This window comes from Pseudomonas sp. I3-I5, from assembly GCF_022699445.1.
GTDB classification, from domain to species: domain Bacteria; phylum Pseudomonadota; class Gammaproteobacteria; order Pseudomonadales; family Pseudomonadaceae; genus Aquipseudomonas; species Aquipseudomonas fulva.
Genome location: NZ_CP093940.1, coordinates 105,420 through 128,266 on the forward strand (window position 1 = coordinate 105,420; position 22,847 = coordinate 128,266).

Consider the following 22,847-nt stretch of genomic DNA (forward strand, 5'->3'; position numbering starts at 1 on the left):
TTGGGTGTTGAAAACTGCTCATCGTTTGAGGGCCAAAAGGGCCGCTAAGCGGCCTTAGATGCTCGCCTTCACACAAGACTGACAGTTGATCACTCGCGATCACCCCGCCGCTCACCTGTGCAACACATACTGCCCGCTGAACAGCACCGCCACTTCATCACTGCCCACGTTGCTCACTGCCGTTTCCAGCGTCAGCCGTGCCCGCCCACGCCGTTGATACATTGTCAGGAACCGCGACCAGGCCTTCTCGTCCGGTGCAGCGCAACTGGCCACGGCGGCGCCGGTAACCGGCAGCGGATAGCTGATCTGCCCCTCTTGAATGACGATATGCCCATCATCGATGCCCAATTCCTGTAGCCGCAGGTGCAACCAGCCCCAGCCGGCCAGGACCGCGGCGCAATAGAGGCTGCCACCGAACATGGTGTTCTTGTGGTTGACGTTGGCGGCCAATGGCAGGTGCAGGCGCAGGGTATGCCCTTGCCAGTCCAGCACCTCCAGGCCCATCTCCCGGGTCAGTGGAATATCGCCGTGAAGCACTGTCTGCAGCGGGTGAATCGGCTTGCTCATCAACGGGTTTCCTCATGGTCGTCGTGGCCACCGCCACCGCCCTCGAAACTCAGGCCATGCTTGCGTAACTTGTCGTGCAGCGTCTTGCGTGGAACACCCAGCGCTTCGGCCAGGCTACGCAGCGAGCCATGAGGCTGGGCCAATTCGGCAGTGATCAACGAGCGCTCGAAGTGCTCCACCTGCTCGCTCAGGTTGCCGGTGACGGGGGCGGGCGCGTTGGTTGCAGGCGGCGCCTGGCCATCGAGTGCCAGCTCCAGCCCGAGGGCAAAGCGTTCGGCCGCGTTTTGCAGTTCGCGCACATTGCCCGGCCAGTCATGGCGCAACAGCAAGGCCCGTTGCGCAGGTTGCAGCGCGTGCGGCCCCAGGCCATGGCGCTGGCTGGCCGCATCGGCGAAATGCTGGAAGAGCATCAGGATGTCGTCGCCACGTTCGCGCAGCGGTGGAATACGCAAGGGCGCCACGTTCAAGCGGTAATACAAGTCCGCACGAAAACGGCCCTGATCGGCGGCCTGGCGCAGGTCTTCCTTGGTGGCGGCGATGATGCGGATATCCAGCGGTATCAGCTGATTGCCACCCAATCGCTCGACGACGCGCTCCTGCAGCATGCGCAACAGCTTTACCTGCACATCCAGGCTCATGCTTTCGATTTCATCAAGGAACAACGTACCGCCATTGGCGAATTCGAACTTGCCAATGCGGCGTTTTTGCGCGCCCGTGAAGGCGCCAGGCTCATGACCAAACAGCTCGCTCTCGACCACCGATTCGGCCAAAGCGCCAGCGTTGATGGCCACGAAGGGCCCGTCCCGGCGGCTCGACAGGTCGTGCAGGGCGCGGGCGACCACTTCCTTGCCAGCCCCGGTCTCACCCAGGATCAATACGTCCGCTCGCGTGCCGGCCAGCGCGCCGATCTGCTCGCGCAGACGCTGCATGGCCGCGGACTGGCCTACCAGGCGCGTGGCCAGTTGCTGGCGGTCGCTCAAAGCCATGCGCAGGCTACGGTTCTCCAGCACCAATTGGCGCAGTGCCAGGGCGCGGCGTACGCTGTCGAGCAGGGCGTCGCTGGCGAAGGGCTTTTCCAGGAAGTCATAGGCACCGGCGCGCATGGCTTGTACCGCCAGCGGGACATCGCCGTGCCCGGTGATCAACAGTACCGGCAGTTCGCTGTCCAGGCCATGCAGCTGCTCGAGCAGCTGCAGGCCGTCGATGCCCGGCATACGGATATCGCTGACAACAACCCCCGGCCAATCTGTTGGAATGCGCTCGGCCAGGCCGTGGGCATCGGCCAGTGCCACGACCTTGAGCCCGGCCAGGTCCAGCGTCTGGCTCAGGGCTTGGCGCAGGTGTGCGTCGTCGTCGACCAGGATCACCTGGGCGCGGCTGTCGATCAGTGTCTCGGGGCTCATGCCGAAGAATCCTCTGAATTGGGCAAGGTGGCACCCGGCGGGGCTACACGCATTTTCAAGGTCAGCACCGCACCGCCCTCGGGGTGGTTGGCCAGCAACAGTTCTCCCCCCAGGGTGCGCATCAGGCTGTCACAGATGGCCAGGCCCAAGCCCAGCCCCTGGGTGCGGGTCTTGGTGGTGAAAAAGGGCTCTCTGGCATGCTCCAGTGCCTGACGGGTGAAGCCGGGGCCGTTGTCGCGAATGGAGAGATAAACGCAATCGTCCTGCTGCTCTGCACTTATCCACAACCGGCGCGGGTTGGCCTTCTCGGTCAGCGCGTCCAGGGCATTGGCCAGCAAGTTGCCCAATACCTGACGCAGGCGGGTTTCGCCCGCCTGCACCCACAGCGTCGCTTCAGGCAGGTCGCGCACCAGCTCCACCGCCATTGCCCGGCGACGTTTGGCGAGCAGGGCCAGGGCATCGTCCAGGGCCGGTTGCAGGGCTACGCTTTCCGGCGCGTGGCGGTCACGGCGGGCAAAGGCGCGCAGGTGGGCAATGATCGAGGCCATGCGCCCGGTCAGTTCGCCGATCAGTTTCAGGTTGCCGCGCGCGTCCTCGGTACGTTGATGGTCCAACAGGATCTCGGCGTTTTCCGCATAGCTGCGAATGGCTGCCAGGGGCTGGTTGAGCTCATGGCTGATACTCGCCGACATGGTGCCCAGCACCGACAGCTTGCCTGCCTGCACCAGTTCGTCCTGGGCCCTCACGGCCTCCTGCTGGGCATTTTCGCGTTCGAGCACGGCGCTTTTTAGGCGCGCGTTGAGCCCTTCGAGGTCGGCGGTGCGCTCGGCCACGCGCTGTTCGAGCTGCTGACGACCACGGGCCTCGAAGTCGATGCGGTCCATATAATGACGGCGCCGCTGCATTACCAGGCCAGTCAGCAGCACGATGACCAGCAGAGCGCCGGCACCTATGGCCGTGACCGTCTGCGCGGAGCGGTCCACCAGGATGCGCGGCGCAAGGATGCTGACCTGCCAGCCGGTCTCTGGAATGGCCCGGGTCTGGGTGATCCAGGCATCGTCACTGATCACCAGCGGCTGGGGTGCCTGGGTCGGGTACGGCTGGATGGCGATGATGGCCTGGCGCTCAGCCGCGGTCAGCGGACGGGTGGCGCGAAAACGCCACTCCGGGCGTGACGTGAGGATGACCACGCCGTTGTGATCGGTCAGCAGCAGTTGCTCGGGCGTGCGGCCCCACAAGGTCTCGGTATGATCGAGGTCGACCTTCACCACCAGCACACCGACGATGCGTTCGCCGTCGCGCACGGCGGCGGCAAAGAAATACCCCCGCTTTGCAGACGTGGTGCCCTGGCCGAAGAAACGACCGAGGTGCCCGGCCATGGCCTCGTTGAAGTAAGGGCGAAATGCGAAGTTACGCCCCACGAAGCTGTCGTGTTTGTCCCAGTTGGACGCCGCCAAGGTGTTGCCGCTGACGTCCATGAGGTACATCACCTCGGCGCCGGTCTGCTGCACGATGTTTTTCAGCAGGCGGTTGGCATTGGTGACCGCCTCCAGGCGGAACGGATCGGCCAGCACCCCGCGCAAGGCCGGCAAATCGCCAAGGATCTGCGGCAAGGTTTCATAGCGGTGCAGCGTCCCCAGCAGGTTGGCGACATAGAGGTCGAGGGTCTGCCGGTTCTGCGAGGCCAGTTCTTGCCGGTAATAGCGCTCGGCCAGGTGATGCAGCGGCCATAGCAGCGGCACCAGGCACAGCGCCAGTAAGGCCAGGCTGCGCCAACGGGGGCGGCGAGGAGGGGTGTTCTTGGCGATCATCACATCATTGCGTCAGAAAAGTCTGATGCAATTATGCGCTAGTTAAGGCAGCACTTGTGCTTCTGCCCACGACACGCCCACCTTGTCCTTGTCTGACAGCACAGGCGGCTGTTGCAGGCCCCAGTCAATGGCCAGCGTCGGGTCGTCCCAGCGGATGCAGCGGTCAGCCTGGGGATTGTAGTAGTCGGTGGTCTTGTACAGAAACTCCGCCGAATCGCCCATCACCGCAAAGCCATGGGCAAAGCCTGCTGGGATCCACAACTGACGATGGTTTTCCGCCGACAGGTGCACCGCCACCCACTGGCCGAATGTTGGCGAGTGCCTGCGCACGTCCACGGCCACATCGCGGATCTCGCCCTGTACCACGCGCACCAGCTTGCCTTGGGTATTGGCCACCTGATAATGCAGCCCACGCAGCACGCCCCGGCCGGAGCGCGAGTGGTTGTCCTGGACGAACTCGACCTCGGCGCCGGTCAGCCGGGCAAACTCGCGGGCGTTGAAGGACTCGAAAAAAAAACCTCGGCTGTCGCCGAAGACCTTGGGTTCGATGATCAGCACTTCGGGGAGGGCAGTGGCTATCACGTTCATCGGGAAACACTCTGCAGGCTATGCGTTATGACCCTAGCTGGCAGACGCGTGCTTGTCCTGTCCAGAAGAGCGCCCGACAACGGTCTGAACACTGCTAGGGTTAGGTTGCGCACGACGAGCGTCACGTATTTGCCGATTATTATCGAAATATAATCCGTATATTATGCGCCTTCTCGAACGCTATTCTGTTTAAAGATGGATTTATATCGGTTATAAACGCTTTTTACGCCCACACCCTTCCGGGCAGGGCCATGACAGAGGTCAACGATGAAAACCCTCACTTCCACGCCACGTGCCGATGGTTTCCACATGCCCGCCGAATGGGCCCCGCAAACCCAGGTCTGGATGGTCTGGCCAGAGCGGCCGGATAACTGGCGACTGGGCGGTAAGCCGGCGCAGGCGGCCCATGTCACCTTGGCCAAGGCGATCGCGCGCTTCGAGCCGGTCACCGTGGGCGTCTCGGCGGGCCAGTATGAAAACGCGCGTCGCCTGCTGGACCAGCCCAATATCCGGGTCGTTGAACTGGGCAGCGACGATGCCTGGGTGCGTGACACCGGCCCCACCTTCGTGGTCAACGACAACGGCGAAGTGCGTGGCGTGGACTGGGATTTCAACGCCTGGGGTGGCTTCGAGGGTGGACTGTATGCACCGTGGAACCGGGACGAGGCATTGGCTGGCAAGGTGCTGGAGATGGAGCGCTGCCAGCGTTATCGCACCGAAGGGTTCGTGCTCGAAGGCGGCTCGATCCATGTGGACGGCGAAGGCACGGTGATCACCACCGAAGAGTGCCTGTTGAACCACAACCGTAATCCGCACCTGAACCGCGAGCAGATCGAAACCGTGCTGCGCGACAACCTCGCGGTCGATACCGTGGTGTGGCTGCCGGACGGCCTGTACAACGACGAGACCGATGGCCATGTCGACAACTTCTGCTGTTACGTGCGCCCTGGCGAAGTGTTACTGGCCTGGACAGATGACGTGAACGACCCCAACTACGCGCGCTGCCACGCGGCCATGGAAGTGCTGCAGACCACCCGCGACGCCAAGGGGCGGGCCTTCGTCGTGCACAAGATGCCGATTCCCGGGCCGCTGTACGCCACCGAAGAAGAATGTGCCGGCGTCGACCAGGTGTCGGGCAGCCAGGAGCGTGACCCTTCGGTGCGTCTGGCAGGCTCGTACGTCAACTTCCTGATCGTTAACGGCGGCATCATCGCGCCGAGCTTCGACGACCCGGCCGATGCCGAGGCCAAGGCCATACTGTCGAGCATCTTCCCTGATCACGAGGTGGTGATGATCCCTGGACGGGAATTGCTGTTGGGTGGCGGTAACATCCATTGCCTGACCCAGCAGCAGCCGGCGCCTGTGCACCGTTGATGGTTCGTGGCGCGTGGTGAGGACGAGCACGCGCACAACCGCCCGGCGACGCCTGGCACCTGCAGTCGCATAGCTTTTGTATTGTTTTTCAAACAGATAGCCTGATGTAACCGGGTTACCTGCTTGTAACACTACTTGCGTAGGTTAGCTGCTCACGGGCCAGGAGTACGTGTAGAAATGAATGCAGCAAGTGAGTCGGCATTGCGCCCATTGGCAATAGACCAAGCATCGCTCGAGCGTTTGGCGACGTGGTTGAAGCACCATGGAAGCAGCAGGGTCAGGACGACCGACCCACGACGGCTACTTGCCGGGCGTTACCCTGAAGGACTGATCAGCGAGGCGGAGTTTCATGCGTTGATGGCGGTGTGGCGTTAGCCGCGACCCAACGTTGCTCAAACCCTGTACCACACTGGCAGGGGCAGCCCCGCAAAGGCTGCCCCTGCTGACGTTCAGAAGCTGTAGGTGCCTGTGACGACCAGGCTGCGGGGGTCGCCGACCTGGATCTGCGCTGCACTGGTCGCCGAACTGTAGTATGTCCGGTCGGCAATGTTGCTCAGCGCCGCCCGCACATCCCACGCCTGGGTGCGGTACCCGGCCAGCGCATCCCAGCGGCCATAACCTGGCAGCACCGTGGTGTTCTGGTTGTCGGCATACCGCTGACCGACCAGCGTCAGGCCTGTTTCGGCGTACCAGCCCAGTTCTGGCTTCCAGGTGACGAACAGGCTGGCGTTACGCTTGGCCACGTCATTGATCCGGTTACCTTGCTGGCCGTTGTTGTCCTTGACGATGGTGGCATCCTGCAAGCCAACCCCGCCGCGCACGTACCAGTTGCCGATCACATTGCCCGTGGCGGTCAACTCGATGCCGCGCGAGCGCTGAAGGCCGCTGAGCAAGGTGATTTCCGGATTAAGCGGGTCGCGGGTACGACGGTTGTAAAGCTCCAGTTCATAGACCGCCAGGGTGGTGGTCAGGCGCTGGTCGAACCAGTCGCTCTTCACGCCAACTTCCTTTTGCCGGGTCAGCTCGGGTGCCGTCTCGTTGCTGTTGCCCGGGGCGCCCGGCGTGATGCCGATCAGGCCACCGCCTACCGGCGAGAAGGTCTTGCTCCATGATGCGTAGAACGAGTGATCCTGCCACGGGGTGTACACGATCCCTATGCGAGGGCTGGTGGTCCGGCTGCTCTGTTTTTCGGTCAGGCTGCGCACCTTGTTGGTGGTCTCCACGTCGAATTCATCGAAGCGCACGCCTGCCAGCAGCTGCCATTGATCGTTCAGGCGAAGCTGGTCTTGCAGGTACAGGCCACGGCTTTGCACCACGGTGTGGTTGTTGCTGGACATCACCATGCGACCGTTGTGCTGCTTGCTCCGGTCAGGGTCGTACAGGTCCAGCGGCGGCACGGGCCGCCCGCCGGCGTTTGCCGCAGCCGCGGTATACAAGGTAGGGTCGCGGCGTTGGCTGCTGAACTCCAGGCCCAGCAACAGCGTGTGCCCCAGGCCTAGTGTGTCAAAGGTGCCTTCGGCTTCCAGGGTGTTGAACAGGTTGCGGGTGTTCAGGTCCTGCTGCCAGCGCTGACGCGTCACCGTGCCATTGCTGGGGTTATAGGCGGTGGGGTAGGTGTTGTCGAATTCGCTGTCGAGCTTGAACAGGCTCAGGGTGTGACGCAGTTGCCACGCATCGTTGAGCTCGTAGTTCAGGCGTGAGCGCAAGGACTGCGCCCGGTCATCGATGAAGTCACGCTGTGTATCGCCGTAGGTCGTGCTGCGGCTGACGTTCGCCGGGCGGCCATCGACGCCGGGGATACCGCGGTCCGGCGCGCGGTTGAAGCGGCTGTACTCGTATTGCACCAGCCAGTTCAGCTGCGGCGTGACCTGCCAGCTGACCGAGGGCGCGAACAGCTGGCGGCTACCGTCGACGCCGTCACGGAAGCTGTTGTTGTCCTGGTTACCCATGTTCAGGCGCAGGCTGACCGTGTCGCTGGGGTCTGCGCTCAGGTCGGCATACAGGCTGCGCAGATCCTCGCTGGCTGCCCGTGCCTCCAGGGTAGAGCGACGGCCTGCCTCGGGCGCCTTGCTGATGCGGTTGACGATACCCCCCTGGCCGCCCCGCCCATACAGCACGGCCGCAGGGCCTTTGAGCACATCGACCCGTTCGATGCTGTGCAGGTCGCGGATGTACTGGCTGTCATCGCGCACGCCGTCCAGATAGAAGTCATTGCCGGCTTCGAAGCCGCGAATGCGTACGCTGTCGAAGCGCGTGTCGGCACCACTGCTGACGTTGGGGATACCCTCGAGCGCTTTGCCCAGCGTGTCGCTGCCGTAGTCCAGCATCTGCGACGTCTTTACCGTATCCACCGCCTGCGGCACGGAGCGCACGGCAGTGGCGGTTCGAGTCGCGGTACCGACCTCACGCACCCGCGGGTTGTCTTTTTCCCGCTCGCTTTCGGCGGTGACGGACAGCTCAGGTAGAGTGGTGGTGGCAGCGCTTGTGGGGCTGGCAGCCAGCAGGCATGAAATGGAGAGCGTGATAGGAGCGAGGCGAGAAGGGGCAGGCATGGCGCACGTTTGACCGAGCAATAATGAAGGTGCGAATGATAATGGGTGCTATTTACTAATGCTCGCCTATTCTGAGCCCTGGATTTTTACGTTTGTATCACTTTGTAACTAATTACGAAGGCCTGCCAAGGGAACTTGTCGCTGTGATCAGGAAGAGTTTTCCATATCAAGAAGGAATATCCTCCTACAGCTTTAGTTCTAAAGAAAATGCCTCATGAGCGCTCGGTTTTTAGTTATATCAACCTGAATTTCACGTTTTTTTGACATTTGTAATCGCACGCCGCTAGGATTCGGCCACGCCTGCTGGCCAATCCGTTTGGCCATGCTGTTGCCAGGCCGGCCGCGTTTACCGGCAAAGGGGCTTTTGGCAGAACCTGCATAGCGTCGAACCTACGAAGGGGCGTTGGTTCATGGCGTCATTACGCAGCGCGTTTTCGATCAAGAAATAAGGAAAATAACATGTTGAATACCAGGATCAGCCTGGTCGCCCTGGCGATGATCGCCGCGACCCAGGCCCAGGCCAATGACCAGGCCGCCAGCAACGGCTTCATCGAGGACAGCCACGCCAACGTCCTTCTGCGCAACGCCTACATCAACCGTGACAAGAAGCACGGCACCGATGACCAGATCGAGTGGGGCCAGGCATTCATCGGTAACTTCTCGTCCGGCTTCACCCAGGGCACCGTCGGGGTCGGCGTCGATGCATTCGGCCTGTACGCCTTGCGCCTGGACGGCGGCAAGGGCCACAACGGTGGCGGCGGCGTCGACTTCTTCAAGCCGCACGACACCACCAACGCCGATGGCAATGCCCGTTCGCCGCACAACCTGGCCCGTGCCGGTGCCGCCGTGAAGTTCCGCATTTCCAACACCGTGCTCAAGTACGGTGACCAGATGCCCGCCCTGCCAGTGCTCCAGTACGACGATGCGCGCCTGCTGCCGGAAAGCTTCACCGGCACCCTGATCACCTCCAAGGAAATCGAAGGCCTGGAGCTGAACGCCGGTCGCTTCACCCAGGAAGCGCGCAAGAGCGCCGAACGTCGCGATGGCGGTGGTCTGAAGTCGATCAACGTGTTGGGCGGTAGCTACAAGTTCAACGACAACTTCACCGCGTCGCTGTACACCGCCGACACCGAAGACGTGATGAAGAAGCACTACCTGGGCTTGAACTACGTCTACGCCATTGCCGAGAACCAGTCCCTGACCCTGGACTTCAACGGCTACAAGTCGAGCATCGACAACAAGTACGTGCGTGAAGCGGGCCTGAACGGCGACTCGAACACCATCTGGAGCCTGGCCGCCACCTACGCCTACGGCGCCCACTCGTTCACCCTCGCTCACCAGCGCAGCACTGGCAGCACCGGCTACAACTACGGCTGGTACCAGAACCAGGGCGGCGTGGGTGACGGTGGCTCGACCATCTTCCTGGCCAACTCCTACTGGTCCGACTTCAATGCCGAGGACGAGCGTTCCTGGCAGCTGGGCTATGGCCTGGACTTCGGTGCCTACGGCATCCCTGGCCTGACCTACAAGTTGGCCTACGTGGTGGGTGACAACATCAACACCCGCAATGTCGCCAACCCACAGGGCTTCGGCGAAGGCAAGGAGCGCGAGATCTTCAACCAGATCCGCTACGTGGTACAGGAAGGCCCGGCCAAGGACCTGTCGGTCAAGCTGCGCAGCTCGTTCCTGCGTACCAACAATGCCGTGCGCCAGAACGGTTACAACGACGACGGCAACGAAGTCCGCGTATTCGTCGAGTACCCGATCAGCATCTTCTGATCCGGGCACCCACGCAGGCCACCTTCGCACCGCGTGCGCCGTTGGCCTGAGCCTACGGGCTGCCCGTCTCTAGACAGGCAGCTCAAGGGTCACGCGCAACCCGCCCCCCTCACGGTTGCGCACCCGCAATGCCCCCCCATGGCTGGTCATGATTCGCTCGACGATACTCAGCCCCAGCCCATACCCGCCGGATGCCTGGTTACGCGAGCTCTCGCCCCGTACGAACGGTTCGGTGACGGTCGCCAGCAGGTGCGGCGCAATGCCTGGGCCTCGATCCTCGACGTGAACCAGCACCCGTGCCCCTACGCGCTCCACCGACACACTCACCTGACTGGCATAACGCAATGCATTGACCAGCAGGTTTTGCAGGCAACGCTGCACCATCAGGGCATCGACGCTCACCACGCCGCCATGGCCGTGCACGGGTATGGGTTCGTCGGCAGTGGCCAGCTCGGCGCACTGGCGTATCACCAGGCGATCCATGTCGACCGGTTGCAGGTTTTGCTGTTCGCCCGCACGCAGGTAGTCCAGCACCTGGCCGATCATGTCGTCCATCTGGGCGATGTTCTGCCGCAAGCGCTGCCGGTGTTCGTCGTCGAGCATGCGTTCCAGGCGCAGGCGCATGCGCGTCAGCGGGGTGCGCAGGTCATGGGAGACAGCAGCGAGAAAGTAAGCCTTGTCGTTGACCATGGCGATCAGGCGCTGCTGCATGGCGTTGAAGGCTTGCGCGGCCTGACGAACCTCATCGGGACCATCGAGCGCCAGCGGCGGTTGTTGCAGGTTGCTGCCCAGCGCCAGCGCCGCATCCGCCAGGCGGCGTAGCGGACGCAGGCACAGGCGCACGGCAATCAGGCACACCACCAGCACGGCGACAATGCGCAACGCGTACACCCGCAGCAGGTAGTCACTGATCAGCAGCCAGGCGGATTCGCCGCTCCAGCCCTGCAGTTCCTGCCCGTCGATGGTCAGCCAATGCCCGTCTGCCAACGGCACCGCAAACTGAAGATGGGCCTGGGCTGTGCGCAGCCCGAACAGGCTGCGCCAGACGATCGGCTGGCCCAGTTCGTCGGTCAACTGCACCTTCATCAAGCGCACCTGCGGCTCATGGCCAAGCTCGTATTTCAGTGCCTGGTGAAGCAGCAACTCGACCCGTTTGCGCCCGCGCCGTTCATCCTGCTGCAGTACGGGCAGCTGCTCGGCGCAGCGCAACTGGTAATGGGCCGGCACCTTGAGCACGCCGGCATGACAGCTGGCCTGCTGGATCAGCGGTGCACTGCGCGCCGCAATCAAGCGCACGGGGGCTTCGAACACCTGGGCGAAGCGCACATCGAACCAGATGCTGCTGGACATCAACTGAATGGCCAGGGTGCCGCCCACCATGATCAGCATCAGCTGCCCGAACAGCGTGCGCGGCCACAGTCGGCGAGCCCAGCGCATGTCAGGCCGTGGCCTGGGTCTGAGCAATGCTCAGCAGATAACCTTCGTTGCGGATGGTGAGGATCTGCGCCACATCGCCAGGCGCATGGCGCAGATGCTGGCGCAGGCGGCTGACGCACATGTCGACCGAGCGATCGTCCGGCAGGTGGTCGCGGCTGAAGGCACTACGTGTCAACTGGTCGCGAGACACCACACGGTTGTTGGCTTCGAGCAGTTCGCGCAGCACCCGATAATCGGAGCGCGGCAAGGTCAAGGTCTGCCCGTCGGGGCGGGTCAGCAGGCGCTTGATATGTTCCAGGCGAAAACCTGCAAAGACATGGGCTTGGACCTGGGTTGGCTCCTGTACGGCAGCCTCCAGCCGATGGGGCCTGCGCAGCACGGCCTTGATCCTGGCAGTGAGCTCCCGGGGTTCGAAAGGCTTGGCCAGGTAATCGTCGGCCCCTACTTCCAGGCCAATGATGCGGTCCAGTGCACTGCCCTTGGCCGACAGCATGATCACCGCCAACCCCGGCAGGGCCTGCAACTGACGGCACAGGCTCAGGCCATCTTCACCGGGCAGCATCAGGTCCAGCACCACAAGGTCCACCTTTTGCCGCGCCAGGTGCTCGTGCATCTGCTTGCCGTCGGCCGCCGCCAGTACGACGTAGCCTGCATCGGTCAGGTAATCGCACAGCAGCTCGCGAATCTCGTCGTCGTCATCAACAACCAGCAGGGTTGTGCTCATCTGAAAAAACACCTGTGAGGCGGGCGTCGTCAACGCCCGTTACGTTGCATTACATCCCCGTACATGTCGGGTGTAGAGCCCGGAGGACTGATCCCTAGAATCCTAACAAAAAATCATCTGCAAATACGAAGCCTTCCCAAATGAATCCCTCAAGCATCGCCAACACCTTCACCGCGTTCACCTGTGGCGGCACCCGCCTCAAGCCAATTGCCTTCTTCGTCGGCCTCGCCATCAGCGGTGGCGTCATGGCCGCCGACAGCGCACCTCTGGTGCTCGATGCCACTCAAATCGAAGACAGTGCCCTGCTGCCCCAGGACGATGCCGGCCAGCTGGGCTACACCGTCGAACGCACGCGCAGCTCCACCGGCCTGGCGCTGACCCCACGGCAAACGCCACAGTCGGTCACCACCATCACCCGCCAGCAGATGGATGACCGCGCCATCCACAGCATCGAGCAGGCGCTGGAAACCACCCCCGGGGTAACCGCCAGCAAAGCCGAAGTGGGCGGACGCACCGATTACCGCGCCCGTGGTTATTCCATCACCAACTGGAAAATCGACGGCCTGCAGGCACCCGGCGCGTCCGACTTCAGCGGTAGCGGCAACGCCCTGAACATGGACCTGTACGAGCGCATCGACATCGTGCGCGGTGCCAACGGCCTGCTCGGCGGAACCGGTGACCCGTCCGCTACCATCGACCTGATTCGCAAGGCGCCCACTCGCACCTTCGGCGGCAGCGCCTATGCCACCTACGGCAGTTGGGACAAACGCCGCCTGGGCGCCGACCTGAACCTGCCGCTGTCCGAAGACGGCCGCCTGCGCTCGCGTTTCGTGGTGACCCAGCAGGACGCCAACTCGTTCCGCGACTACCAGTCCGACCGTTCACGCGCGGCCCTGGCCAACTTCGAGTTCGACCTGGACGACGCCACCACCCTAGGTGCCGGCTATCAGTACGAGTACAACAAGGTGGTGGGCGGTGGCTGGGGCGCGAACATCCCCATCTGGTACCGCGACGGCAGCAAGACCGACCTGCCACGCAGCTCCAACCTGGTACCGAGCTGGAGCTTTGGCGAGTACACCACCCGCACCGCCTTCGGCTCGCTGGTGCACCGCTTCGACAACGACTGGTCGCTGGACCTGAAGGCATCCCAGAGCACGACCGATGCCCTCAACCACCGAGGCCTGGGCAAGGTCAACTCGGCAGGGCGCGGCCGGTTCGGTGGCTACTGGAATCAGGACGGCAGCGGCGCAGTGCTCAACGGCCTGCACAGCTCGAGCGACACCACCCAGCAGTCGGCGCAGATCGACCTGTCCGGCCCGTTCCAGTTGTTTGGCCGTACGCACCAGGCCATGGTCGGCTACAACGACAGCCGTAGCGTGCAGTGGTCCCCGGAATACCGCTGCAGCATGGTCGGTGGCGGCAAGGCCACCGATCCAGTGGTGGGCTGCTTGTTCCGCGCCAACAATGGCCTGCCCATCAGCGACTGGCGCAATGGCGTGGACGGGGACTATGCGATGCTGGCTTCGCAGACCGGCAAGCACAGCAAGACCACCACCCGCCTGCAAGGCATGTACGCCGCGACCCGCCTGAGCATCACCGACCCACTGTCGGTGATCCTGGGCGTGCGCACCACCGACTACTCGGCCATCACCCGCAGCGTGGATGCCGTGCGCACCAGCCAGGAAGAAAACGGCGTTGTGACTCCCTACCTGGGCGCGGTCTACGACCTCAACGACACCTACTCGCTGTACGCCAGCTACACCGACATCTTCAACCCGCAAACCCAGGAAACCAGTGCCGGCAGCCGGGTCGAGCCGATCCGTGGGCAAAGCTACGAGACGGGTATCAAAGGTGCCTGGTTCGACGGTCGCCTGAACGCCTCTGCGGCGTACTTCCGCACCAAGCAGGAAAACAAGGCCGTGCTGGACGGCGGCCTGTCGACCCCGACCGGTGGCGATGCCTACAAAGCAGGCTCAGGCCAGGAAACCGACGGTATCGACCTGGAAATCGCCGGCGCCCTCACCCCGGACTGGAACGTGTACGCCGGCTACACCTACCTGCACTTCCGCCGCGTTGACAGCGACGGGCGCAGCGACCCTTCGCACCTGTTCAAGGCCTCCACCACCTACCACCTCAGCGGCCCACTCGACCGCCTGACGGTCGGCGCCGGCGTTACCGCGCAGTCCAATATCCGCGCCCTTTCCAGCCCGGCGGGCCAGCCCGTCAACGGCGTGAGCAGTGGTGCCACCGACGTGAACTGGTCCGGCTACGCCATCTGGAACGCCATGGCCAAGTACCAGGTGACCGACGACACCAGCGTGACCCTCAATGCCAACAACCTGTTCGACAAGCACTACTACACCCGCTACGGGTTCTATGCAGGGGCCGTTTACGGTGACCCGCGCAGCTTGTCGCTGACCGTCAACACCACCTTCTGATCCACGTTGCAAGGACGAACACCTCACCCGCGCCCGGCGGGTGAGGTGGTTCATGCAGGGCTGAAGGCGCGGTCAGAGGGTGGGGGGCTTCGCGTTATCCACAGCGGGCGGCTCGAACCTGTCATCGAAGCTGTCCCAGTCTTCGCCGAACAGCTCCATCGGGTGCATGGTCCGGTCGGCACCATTGCCGCATGCCAGCACCTTGGCTGGGCAATACAGATCGCAGCCCCAGCAAATGCGCTCGGGGTGGCTGGGGTGCTTCGGGAATTTCTTGGCCATGAGGTGCCTCCGGCAGGCGGTACATGACCTGAGCCTAACCTTCGCAGCGCTATTCGAGTTGACCGAAGTCAAACACCAGCCAATGGCATCCTGATCATCGCCTGACCGTCTGTCCCCAGAAAATTGGCAGAAACTTCTACGTCGCTTGCCTATATAGCGTAATGTGGGCGTCCCGATCCGTGAACTGTTACAGCACAAGACCCCACTAAGTCATTAGCGGGGCGATGACGCGTCGCTCAACGGCACCTTTCTGTAGGGCTTCCCTCAACCATTCTCAGCAAGGACTTGAACGGATCGTGACAGCTCAGCATGACGTTGAATGGTATTGGGGAGAGGTATGACCCTGCAAAAACGTAACAACGTCCAGGTTGCCGGAGCCGGTGACGTGACCCTCGTTCTGTCCCATGGTTTCGGCTGCGACCAATCCATGTGGCGGCTGCTGCTCCCGCACTTTCTCGAACGCTTCCGGGTCGTGACCTACGACTTGGTCGGGGCGGGGCACTCGGACCTGAGTGCCTACAAGCACGACAAGTACTCCACGCTGTGGGGCTACGCGAGCGATCTCAACGAAATCATCGACGAATACGCCCAAGGCCCGGTCATCGTGGTCGCCCACTCGGTCAGCGCCATGATCACTGCCCTGGCCGAGCGCCAGCGGCCAGGCCGCCTGATGGGGCTGGTCATGGTGGGCGGCTCGCCCTGTTACGTCGACGACGAGGCGTACACCGGCGGCTTCACCCCCGATGAAGTGCACGACCTGCTGACCACCCTCGACGAAAACTACCTGGGTTGGTCCAGCTCCATGGCCCCCGTGCTGATGGGGACCCCCGGCCAGCCGGCCCTGGAGCAGGAACTGGCCAGCAGTTTCAGCCGCACCGACGCCCAGATCGCCCGGCACTTCGCCCGCGTGATCTTCCTGTCCGACCACCGCAAGGACGTGACAGGCCTGCAGCTGCCCACCCTGATCGTGCAATGCACCGGGGACCCCGTCGTGCCTTTAGCGGTAGGCAACTACCTGCACGCCGTCATGCCCAGCAGCCAGCTGAGCATCATCGAGAACATGGGCCATTACCCCCAGCTGAGCGCGTCAGGCGCTTGTGCGGCCGCGATGGACCAATTCTTCACCCACCTTGGCCTCGACCATGGATAACACGGCGCTGCTGTCCACCCAGGCCTTCTTCGAGCACGCACCCTGTGCCCTGGTGGTGATGGCGCCCGACGGCACCCTGGTGCGCTGCAACCAGACACTGGCCGACTGGCTGGGGTACGACAGCGCCACCCTGCACGCGATGAGCTTCGACCAACTGCTGCCCGCCGACGGCCGCGTGTTCCTGCTGACCCACTGGGGCCCACTGCTGAACATGCAGGGGTCGATCTCCGAAGTGAAGATCGCCCTGCGCCACCGCGACGGCCGCAAGCTGCCCATGCTGCTCAGCGGCGTGCGCCGCGAAAGCGATGACGGCATTCGCTACCATCTGGCGCTGTTCAGCGCGCTCGAAAGCACCAGCAGTGGCAAGGCTGCCCTGGAAGCCATGCAACGCGCCGAAGAAATGCTGGCGCAGAAGATAGAAGCCGAAAGCGCCTTGCAGCGCGCCCAGGCCGAACTCGCCGCCGCCTACCAGGAAGTCCAGCGCCGTGCCGTCTTCTCCGAACAGATGGTCGCCATTGCCAGCCACGACTTGAAGAACCCCCTGACCGCCATCCAGATGGCCGCGTCCATGCTCAAGCGCGATCTACCAAGCGACCGTGCTCGGCGCTTGTTGGCGGGCATCGATACCTCGACCGAGCGCGCGCTGCGCATGATCGTCGACCTGCTCGACTTCGCTTCGGTCAGGCTCGGCCCCGGCATGACCATCCGCCGCGAGCCAGTGGACCTGGTGCGTGCCGTGGATTATTCGGTGAGCGAGCTGAAGGTGGCCTTCCCTGATGCACAGATTCGGCATTACGCCCGCGGTTGGCGCGTGGTGCAGGTCGACCCGGATCGGTTGCAGCAGTTAATGGGTAACCTGGTGGCCAACGCTGTCGCCTATGGCGACCTTCGCTATCCCATTACCGTGACCACGGATTTCTCGGATGACGGGGCGGTGGTGACTGTGCATAACCATGGTGCTGCAATCGATGACGCGCTGCTGCCCACGTTGTTCGAGCCGATGACCCGAGGCAGCGATTGCCAAGACACGGTCCGGTCGGTGGGGCTGGGGTTGTTCATCGTGAAGAAGATCGCCGAGGCGCATGGGGGGAGTGTGAATATGTGCTCGGATGGGGTGTTGGGCACACGGTTTGAGGTTTGGTTGGGGTGAGGGGCCTTGGGCAGGTGCGTTCAATTCGCCGGGAATCCTAACCCGTATCTTGCGTAAGCGCCGTTCCATACGAGCAACCCCCCAACACCGCATCCGGAACCGAGCGAATCCCAGTGTGGGAGCGGCCTCGCGCCGCGATGGGCTGCACAGCAGCCCCAACAAGGCGTTTCAGAAGTTCGATGAATACCCTGTGAGCTCTCAAGTTTCGCAAAGTTGGTTCAGTGCTTCAGTTGCGTTTCTTGCCCGTATACCTGGTCATTATTAGGGCGCCCTAGGGCGCCCTTAATATTTTCAAGTCATACTGTCTTTCTGGTTTTTAAAGCGTCTATGCCTTCGTTTAAGTTTTTCGCCAGCTCATGCAGCGCCGCCGCGGCTAAAAATCCTGATCTGGACGCATAAGCGCTGTCTTCTTTCACGCGATCATCTATGCGTTTGAGGAGACCTTCTGGTAAAGACGCGTTAAAGCGAACCGACTTCCCATAGTAGGGGGTGACGTCGAATTCTACGAAACCCCAGATGCCATCGGCATAAGCCGGGTCCTTCCTATGGATTTCGATATTTTGAGGTTGCGGCAGAGGCTCTCCATCTTCTACCAAACCTTCAAAGTGCATCTCTAACGCGAGTTGGACTTCGCTCAATGCTTCATCGATCGTTTCGCCAGCAGAGAAGCAGCCCGGTACGTCTGGAACTGTCACTCCGTAGTCGGAGTCTTCATCTTTGTGCAAAACAACTGGGTATTTCATTTTAAATATCCCTCCGAAAAATTTCGGCGATTCGATTTCACTATTGCTAACAGCAAGCTTACGATCTACCCGCAAGGGTAAAACCGGTCAGAGACCGGCTTGCTTCCAAATGTATCGAAGCGTCCCGATTGCCACATCCTTATTTGGATGAGGAACCGTAACCCGCCCCTTCTTGGTTGGATGCTTGAACTGCTGGTGGCTCCCATCAGTCCCTTTGACTCTGACCCAACCGTCATCCTTCAGCCGCTTGATGATGTCTCGGCTGTGCACGGGTACCTCCTCAAAGCTTGCCGCGGTTGTGTGTATGCTACACAACGATTCAGAGGATTGTACACACTAGTACACAATGTCTAAGATCCGACAACCCAACGCTTGTTCCCCAGAGCAGGGGGATGAGCTCACATCGACCGTATTTGCATACGCTTCACCTCCGTTTGCTAATCCTCGCCCTACCGTATCCTGCCTAGAATGCTGAGCGTTATCAGGGATGGCCCCTGCGACCTGTGGGGGGATGTCCTCTAGTCTGTGGCTGGCGGCTCCTGACGTCGTGGAGCGAGGGCATCTCATGATCTGGCCTCTTGAAGCCGTTAAAGGTGGGCGGGTAGAGGCTGCATTGGCTGACGAGACCAGTGCTGCGAGATCCTGAGTTGGATGAAATGCAGCAATGCGATGACCGGGGCATGCCCGACTGTTAGTCAGGTGCACCCCATTCCTTGGTCTGCGGCACCATCCCCTACATCGCTGCTGCTAGAGCCATTGGCGTCTGTCACGCCTATGTCAGGAGTGAAGTTGCCGCAAAACCAAATGCGATAAGGGCTGCAGCACTGTCAAGAGCGCCCGGCTCTTCCCATTGAAAGAGACGGATCACTGGATAACTGCTTAGGGCAGTCAGGCCTTCTCGGCCATCGGGTTTCACGTACCTGAGCCGCCCGCCCTTGCGGCCGTTGGCTTGCACAAGTAGGTCGAGACCGTCCCCATCGAAGAGCTTGTACTCGCGCTTTCTGGGCTTTGCCGTGCGACAGGGTGTACCGGTAGGCGGGGCAGTTTTGCGGGCCGCAAGGGTAGTCTCCGATATCGAAACGGACCTCTACCCTTAAAACTAGCCTTATTAGCGCTGGCCACTCCCGAAATCCGACGGCACGCCAAAACGAAAAAACCCGCCAGAAGGCGGGTTTTCCGGGGGTTCCAGAGATTTTGAAAGCCTTCTCTGGAACCTTATATGGTGCGGCACCAGGAGTCGAAAAAGTATTTAACTATCTGATTTATAGGTCTTTTATTTTGATGTGATGATTCGTCTATCTCTAAAACTATCCCGGCACCTGGGGCTTTCTAAGCATTGATAGAGGGCGGAAAGCCAGAATGGGAGCGATCACACTCCGTGCATGGCTGCCTCTCATGCGTTCCTAAAACCGGGGGCTCGTGCTCCAACTACGGTAAGCGACAGCCAACGATGAAAGATTACCGTTGCCAGATGGTGGCTGTCGGTCAAAAGCGGACACTTTAGGGCTCCACGCGCCCAATTACTGGCGTTCGGACTCTTATATCTCAAGCACTGAGCACTTCCGCTAATAAAGATCAGCCACCGTGAAGAGGATAATCGCTACTGACTTTTAACTCTAAATGACTGCGGCCATTTCCATAATCTCACTCATGACATCGTCGCTTACATGAAGGGGGAGTTCGTAGTGTTTATATAGTTTGCGCTCTATAGGGAAATCGCCAGGCACCAATCTGGTGTATTGTATTTTTGGCGAAAATTCATTCAGCTGAGGTATTCTCATGGTTTTATAAATAAGGCTTTCTCGGCCTTCAGAAAGTTGCGGAGGGTGCAATAGGTAGGAGCTGATATTATTTAGTAGTTCTTCGTAGTTCTCGTACAGCTTAAACCACGCCAGATGATGAAATTTACCTTCGCGTTTTACTGATATTAATGGAAATGTATTTGAGCTAAAATATCTGGCTAGAATTTGCTCATCCACAACTGGAACACAATTGACGGGGAAGCCAGAATGAATTTTATTGCTGTTTAGTACTACTGGAAGTGACTGGTATTCGATGCTAGGATCATAAGCCCAGCCAAAGGAATCAAATATTTCTTCGATATTGCTTGAGAAGAAAAGAGATTTTCTTTTTGCTTGGTCGGCAGCTCCTTTTAATGTGCTATATGTACGGTGATAGGAGATTGATGAGTCCGTGGTTACAATGGACTTAGCCTCTCCGATCAATATTACTTTTCCAAGGTTTAAGATTAAATCAATTTCCTCCTCTGCTCCTGATTTAAGTTTTAATCGTTTTGAAAATGCTGAAATAGGATGAGGCAAGAATTTATTAGAGAGCAAATTTTGATTTATCTCAATCAAAGATACCTCTTCGTAATGTGTGCCTTTTATCGTGAGCTCCACTTCAAGCTCTGCAAGCCAATGCTCGACAACTCGAACTAAAACCGGAGATGATAATGCACTGGTTAAAAATATTAATTTGTCGTGTGATACTTCCAGAATCGGATGGCTCCATAAATCCCTGGTCTGGTCGTTGAAAATTATGAAATCTAGTATGAGCTTGGCTTTGGCGTACTTGATTCCTGATGCCTTGATTATCGCCAGTAACAAGTCCTGTTTGCTGGCCTTGGAGCTAAATTCTGCGAGTTTTTTGTGGTTGTAGACACTGTTGTCTTCTGGGTATTTATTTTGGAATTGTTTGGATAACAATATGAGCAGTCTTAAAACATCCAAGGCTTCCTTGATTGAGAAGCCAGCAGGTAGTTGGTTCTCGATAAGACTATCTGGAAAGTCATCAGCTAGGAAAAGTATCTCGCTTTTTATTTTTGAGTTAAAGAATCTTATTTCATCTGAGGCGTGAGTCAATTTAGATATCTTGAGCGATTTTTTCTTTCCAGCTCCCACTGGTAAAATATATTTATCATTATCGTTAAGTTTGACAATGGCTGGATTGCTATGAAGCATAATAGACTGCATGCCAAGTCTGTTTTTGCGCAAGCTTGTTAGCTCATAAGACACCTCTCTATCAGTAGAGAGCTGGCGAATCTCATAAATACTCTGATCGGTATCCTGCACGAAAAACTCGTAGTCCCCCCATAAGAGAGCTTTCCAATATTGATCGTATAAGCCATACAATTGCGAAAGTTCGGCCTCCATTCCAGCGAATTCCAGAATAGAAATAGGAGTTTTTCCAGGCGGAATTAGAGGGCTTTGCTTGATGGCTTTAATGCTTCCCAGGATAGCGAGCTCAACCCCATCAACAGCACCGTGAGCAATTTCCTCTAGTGATATTTCAGACTCATATCGATTTGCTTTGCTCAAAACACTGTGAATATTTTGTCCTGCCCTGATACCTGTTCGCTGTATGCCTTTTAATACTGCGATATCTCGATTGGATATTGCGCTAAGCAACTCTAGGTGTGTTGTTCGCGATATAGCGGGAGCCTTGTCATTGTAAAGTGATGCGAGCACCGCTCGAATTTCGCTGAAAATTGTATGAAAAACCTTACCCGCCTCAAAAAAAAGCTGATCGTGAGCACTATGAGCTTTTACCTTTTCCCATTCCGCCTGCCACAATGCCAATGTAAATTTTCGATCAGTAGGGCCAAGAATTTCTTTAGTTCTTACTTTTTCTTTGAAACTCAGCAATTTTCATATCTCACTATTTAGTTGTAGGTTTCTGTTTGCTTTAGTGTAAAGTACGTCACTATAAATCACCCTGCTTATGCAAACAGTTTTGATTGGCCGATCGCTCCGCTTACGGAGGGCTGCAGTCGGCCCTCTGCAGCCGTTCGCGTTAGGCAGCAACCTGTACCGGCAGCCAATCTAAGATGAATCAACTATTATTCAATCAAACGCTCTTCAATTGCCATGGTTGGGTTAAATGAGATGGAAAAACCACCTAAACTTCCGAAGTCGCTAAGCATATCAAATCCAAGAAGAAGGAGCTTTTCGCCGGTAACATCCGAAATATACATGGTGCGAGAAACGAACCTATTTGCGATGCAAATCTGAGCGTGCCCGCCAATTGTTGATAATGAGGAGTTTTTAATTATTTGCTGCAATGCAATAATCGGCGCTCTACCTTTCCAATATTGCTCTTCTGCGCATATTTTATTTTTGCGTTCAATCTCTTTTCGAACATCCTCCTTCCGGTCTCCCAAAATCACGTATTCTCCACCCGAAACATTTTTCTCTTCAAAACTAATTTTTGCTGGCTGTTCTGGAGAGTTCTTTAGGACATATATTTTAGAGTCGTTGTGTTTTTTGCAGAAGCCGAAAATTACTATTTCACAGCGAGCATTATTCGGATGGTAAGCTCCCATAGCTAGCAGATATTTTTGTGCTATTTTCTGCGTTAATTTAGCAATCTCCTCAATGCTTGGGATTCGCTCTTCAATTGACTTAGATACGTCGCCGCTCTCGTCGTAATAATTCATCTCGGTCAGGTTGTCCAAGCACAACGCCAAGATGTCTTTTACGCTAGTGCCGATGAGTGTGCTGCCCGCAAACCCGTAACAAATACTCAAGATTTTATGAGAATGCGCTCGAGTTACCTTGTCTTCACCCTGATATATATTCACTGGTAGAACAAATAATTTTTGCAGGCTATCCGTCATTGTGCCTGCGTCACTTGAGACCTTAGAGTCTGCAACAGCCCAGAGACCTGGGTACCAATCTTCGTTTTTGTTATTCCAGCATATGATTGAAGTCATTAATCCTCGCGTCCCTTCTTCGATGTGATACCCCATCAACGGCGATGAGCTTCGAAGGGCGAGCCTATCTCGGCACACTCGCTACTGACAATCATCATTGTTGAGTTGATCACGCTGCCTCACAGGATCAATCGAGCG

General features: G+C 59.0%; 18 protein-coding genes and 1 pseudogene. 6 read left to right on the forward strand and 13 right to left on the reverse strand.

Annotation, left to right across the window (positions count from 1 at the left end; all coding sequences use genetic code 11):
- Window positions 1-111 precede the first annotated feature (111 nt).
- Genes MOP87_RS00455 through rfbC form a run of 4 tightly spaced genes read right to left on the reverse strand, consistent with a single transcriptional unit; the run spans window position 112 to window position 4,369 of the window.
- The gene (locus MOP87_RS00455; RefSeq protein WP_206405232.1) at window positions 112-567 is read right to left on the reverse strand and encodes a YiiD C-terminal domain-containing protein; all 456 of its coding nucleotides are present in this window, start codon (window positions 565-567) and stop codon (window positions 112-114) included.
- Complete coding sequence (locus MOP87_RS00460) at window positions 567-1,970, reverse strand: sigma-54 dependent transcriptional regulator (protein WP_027914105.1); 1,404 nt, start codon at window positions 1,968-1,970, stop codon at window positions 567-569. The genes MOP87_RS00455 and MOP87_RS00460 overlap by 1 nt, the downstream gene beginning before the upstream one ends.
- A complete protein-coding gene (locus MOP87_RS00465; protein WP_027914104.1) occupies window positions 1,967-3,781 on the reverse strand; it encodes an ATP-binding protein in 1,815 nt (604 codons plus the stop codon). Before MOP87_RS00465 ends, MOP87_RS00460 begins: the two co-directional genes overlap by 4 nt.
- 42 nt (window positions 3,782-3,823) lie before the next feature.
- Entirely contained in the window at window positions 3,824-4,369 is a 546-nt protein-coding gene (gene rfbC, locus MOP87_RS00470; RefSeq protein ID WP_027914103.1) for a dTDP-4-dehydrorhamnose 3,5-epimerase, read from the reverse strand.
- A gap of 267 nt (window positions 4,370-4,636) precedes the next feature.
- Here rfbC and aguA point away from each other — a divergent pair, with 267 nt between their 5' ends.
- Window positions 4,637-5,743: an agmatine deiminase gene (aguA, locus tag MOP87_RS00475; RefSeq protein WP_027914102.1), complete on the forward strand. Its 1,107-nt coding sequence runs from the start codon at window positions 4,637-4,639 to the stop codon at window positions 5,741-5,743.
- Between the two features lie 177 nt (window positions 5,744-5,920).
- Window positions 5,921-6,118 carry a hypothetical protein gene (locus MOP87_RS00480; protein WP_080992933.1) on the forward strand — a complete coding sequence of 66 codons (198 nt, stop codon included), beginning with the start codon at window positions 5,921-5,923 and terminating at the stop codon, window positions 6,116-6,118.
- 74 nt (window positions 6,119-6,192) lie between these two features.
- Here the strand turns inward: MOP87_RS00480 and MOP87_RS00485 are convergent, their stop codons facing one another.
- Complete coding sequence (locus tag MOP87_RS00485; protein WP_242809997.1) at window positions 6,193-8,295, reverse strand: TonB-dependent siderophore receptor; 2,103 nt, start codon at window positions 8,293-8,295, stop codon at window positions 6,193-6,195.
- Between the two features lie 459 nt (window positions 8,296-8,754).
- On the opposite strand from MOP87_RS00485, the gene MOP87_RS00490 reads away from it, so the two are divergent.
- A complete protein-coding gene (locus tag MOP87_RS00490) occupies window positions 8,755-10,074 on the forward strand; it encodes an OprD family porin (RefSeq protein WP_023535821.1) in 1,320 nt (439 codons plus the stop codon).
- A gap of 69 nt (window positions 10,075-10,143) precedes the next feature.
- On the opposite strand, the gene MOP87_RS00495 is transcribed toward MOP87_RS00490, so the two are convergent.
- Complete coding sequence (locus tag MOP87_RS00495) at window positions 10,144-11,511, reverse strand: ATP-binding protein (RefSeq protein ID WP_242809998.1); 1,368 nt, start codon at window positions 11,509-11,511, stop codon at window positions 10,144-10,146.
- 1 nt (window position 11,512) lies between these two features.
- Window positions 11,513-12,235 carry a response regulator transcription factor gene (locus tag MOP87_RS00500; RefSeq protein WP_242809999.1) on the reverse strand — a complete coding sequence of 241 codons (723 nt, stop codon included), beginning with the start codon at window positions 12,233-12,235 and terminating at the stop codon, window positions 11,513-11,515.
- A 140-nt stretch (window positions 12,236-12,375) separates the two neighbouring features.
- On the opposite strand from MOP87_RS00500, the gene MOP87_RS00505 reads away from it, so the two are divergent.
- Window positions 12,376-14,673 (forward strand): TonB-dependent siderophore receptor, encoded by a 2,298-nt coding sequence (locus tag MOP87_RS00505; RefSeq protein ID WP_028688169.1) that lies wholly within the window; start codon window positions 12,376-12,378, stop codon window positions 14,671-14,673.
- A 72-nt stretch (window positions 14,674-14,745) separates the two neighbouring features.
- Here MOP87_RS00505 and MOP87_RS00510 read toward each other — a convergent pair whose 3' ends face one another.
- Window positions 14,746-14,952: a DUF3079 domain-containing protein gene (locus MOP87_RS00510; RefSeq protein ID WP_242810000.1), complete on the reverse strand. Its 207-nt coding sequence runs from the start codon at window positions 14,950-14,952 to the stop codon at window positions 14,746-14,748.
- Between the two features lie 337 nt (window positions 14,953-15,289).
- Between MOP87_RS00510 and MOP87_RS00515 the strand changes: the two genes are divergently transcribed.
- A complete protein-coding gene (locus MOP87_RS00515) occupies window positions 15,290-16,102 on the forward strand; it encodes an alpha/beta hydrolase (RefSeq protein ID WP_027914097.1) in 813 nt (270 codons plus the stop codon).
- Window positions 16,095-17,252 carry a HAMP domain-containing sensor histidine kinase gene (locus tag MOP87_RS00520; RefSeq protein WP_110607259.1) on the forward strand — a complete coding sequence of 386 codons (1,158 nt, stop codon included), beginning with the start codon at window positions 16,095-16,097 and terminating at the stop codon, window positions 17,250-17,252. The genes MOP87_RS00515 and MOP87_RS00520 overlap by 8 nt, the downstream gene beginning before the upstream one ends.
- A gap of 296 nt (window positions 17,253-17,548) precedes the next feature.
- On the opposite strand, the gene MOP87_RS00525 is transcribed toward MOP87_RS00520, so the two are convergent.
- From MOP87_RS00525 to MOP87_RS00545, 5 genes and pseudogenes are all read right to left on the reverse strand, one after another.
- Window positions 17,549-17,995: a type II toxin-antitoxin system HicB family antitoxin gene (locus MOP87_RS00525; protein WP_242810001.1), complete on the reverse strand. Its 447-nt coding sequence runs from the start codon at window positions 17,993-17,995 to the stop codon at window positions 17,549-17,551.
- 87 nt (window positions 17,996-18,082) lie between these two features.
- Complete coding sequence (locus MOP87_RS00530) at window positions 18,083-18,265, reverse strand: type II toxin-antitoxin system HicA family toxin (protein ID WP_242810002.1); 183 nt, start codon at window positions 18,263-18,265, stop codon at window positions 18,083-18,085.
- 586 nt (window positions 18,266-18,851) lie between these two features.
- Window positions 18,852-19,070: pseudogene (locus MOP87_RS00535) on the reverse strand (integrase); the annotation flags it as partial.
- 541 nt (window positions 19,071-19,611) lie between these two features.
- Window positions 19,612-21,642, reverse strand: a complete 2,031-nt coding sequence (locus MOP87_RS00540; RefSeq protein WP_242810003.1) for a hypothetical protein — start codon at window positions 21,640-21,642, stop codon at window positions 19,612-19,614.
- 194 nt (window positions 21,643-21,836) lie between these two features.
- Complete coding sequence (locus MOP87_RS00545; RefSeq protein ID WP_242810004.1) at window positions 21,837-22,709, reverse strand: hypothetical protein; 873 nt, start codon at window positions 22,707-22,709, stop codon at window positions 21,837-21,839.
- Window positions 22,710-22,847: the final 138 nt, after the last annotated feature.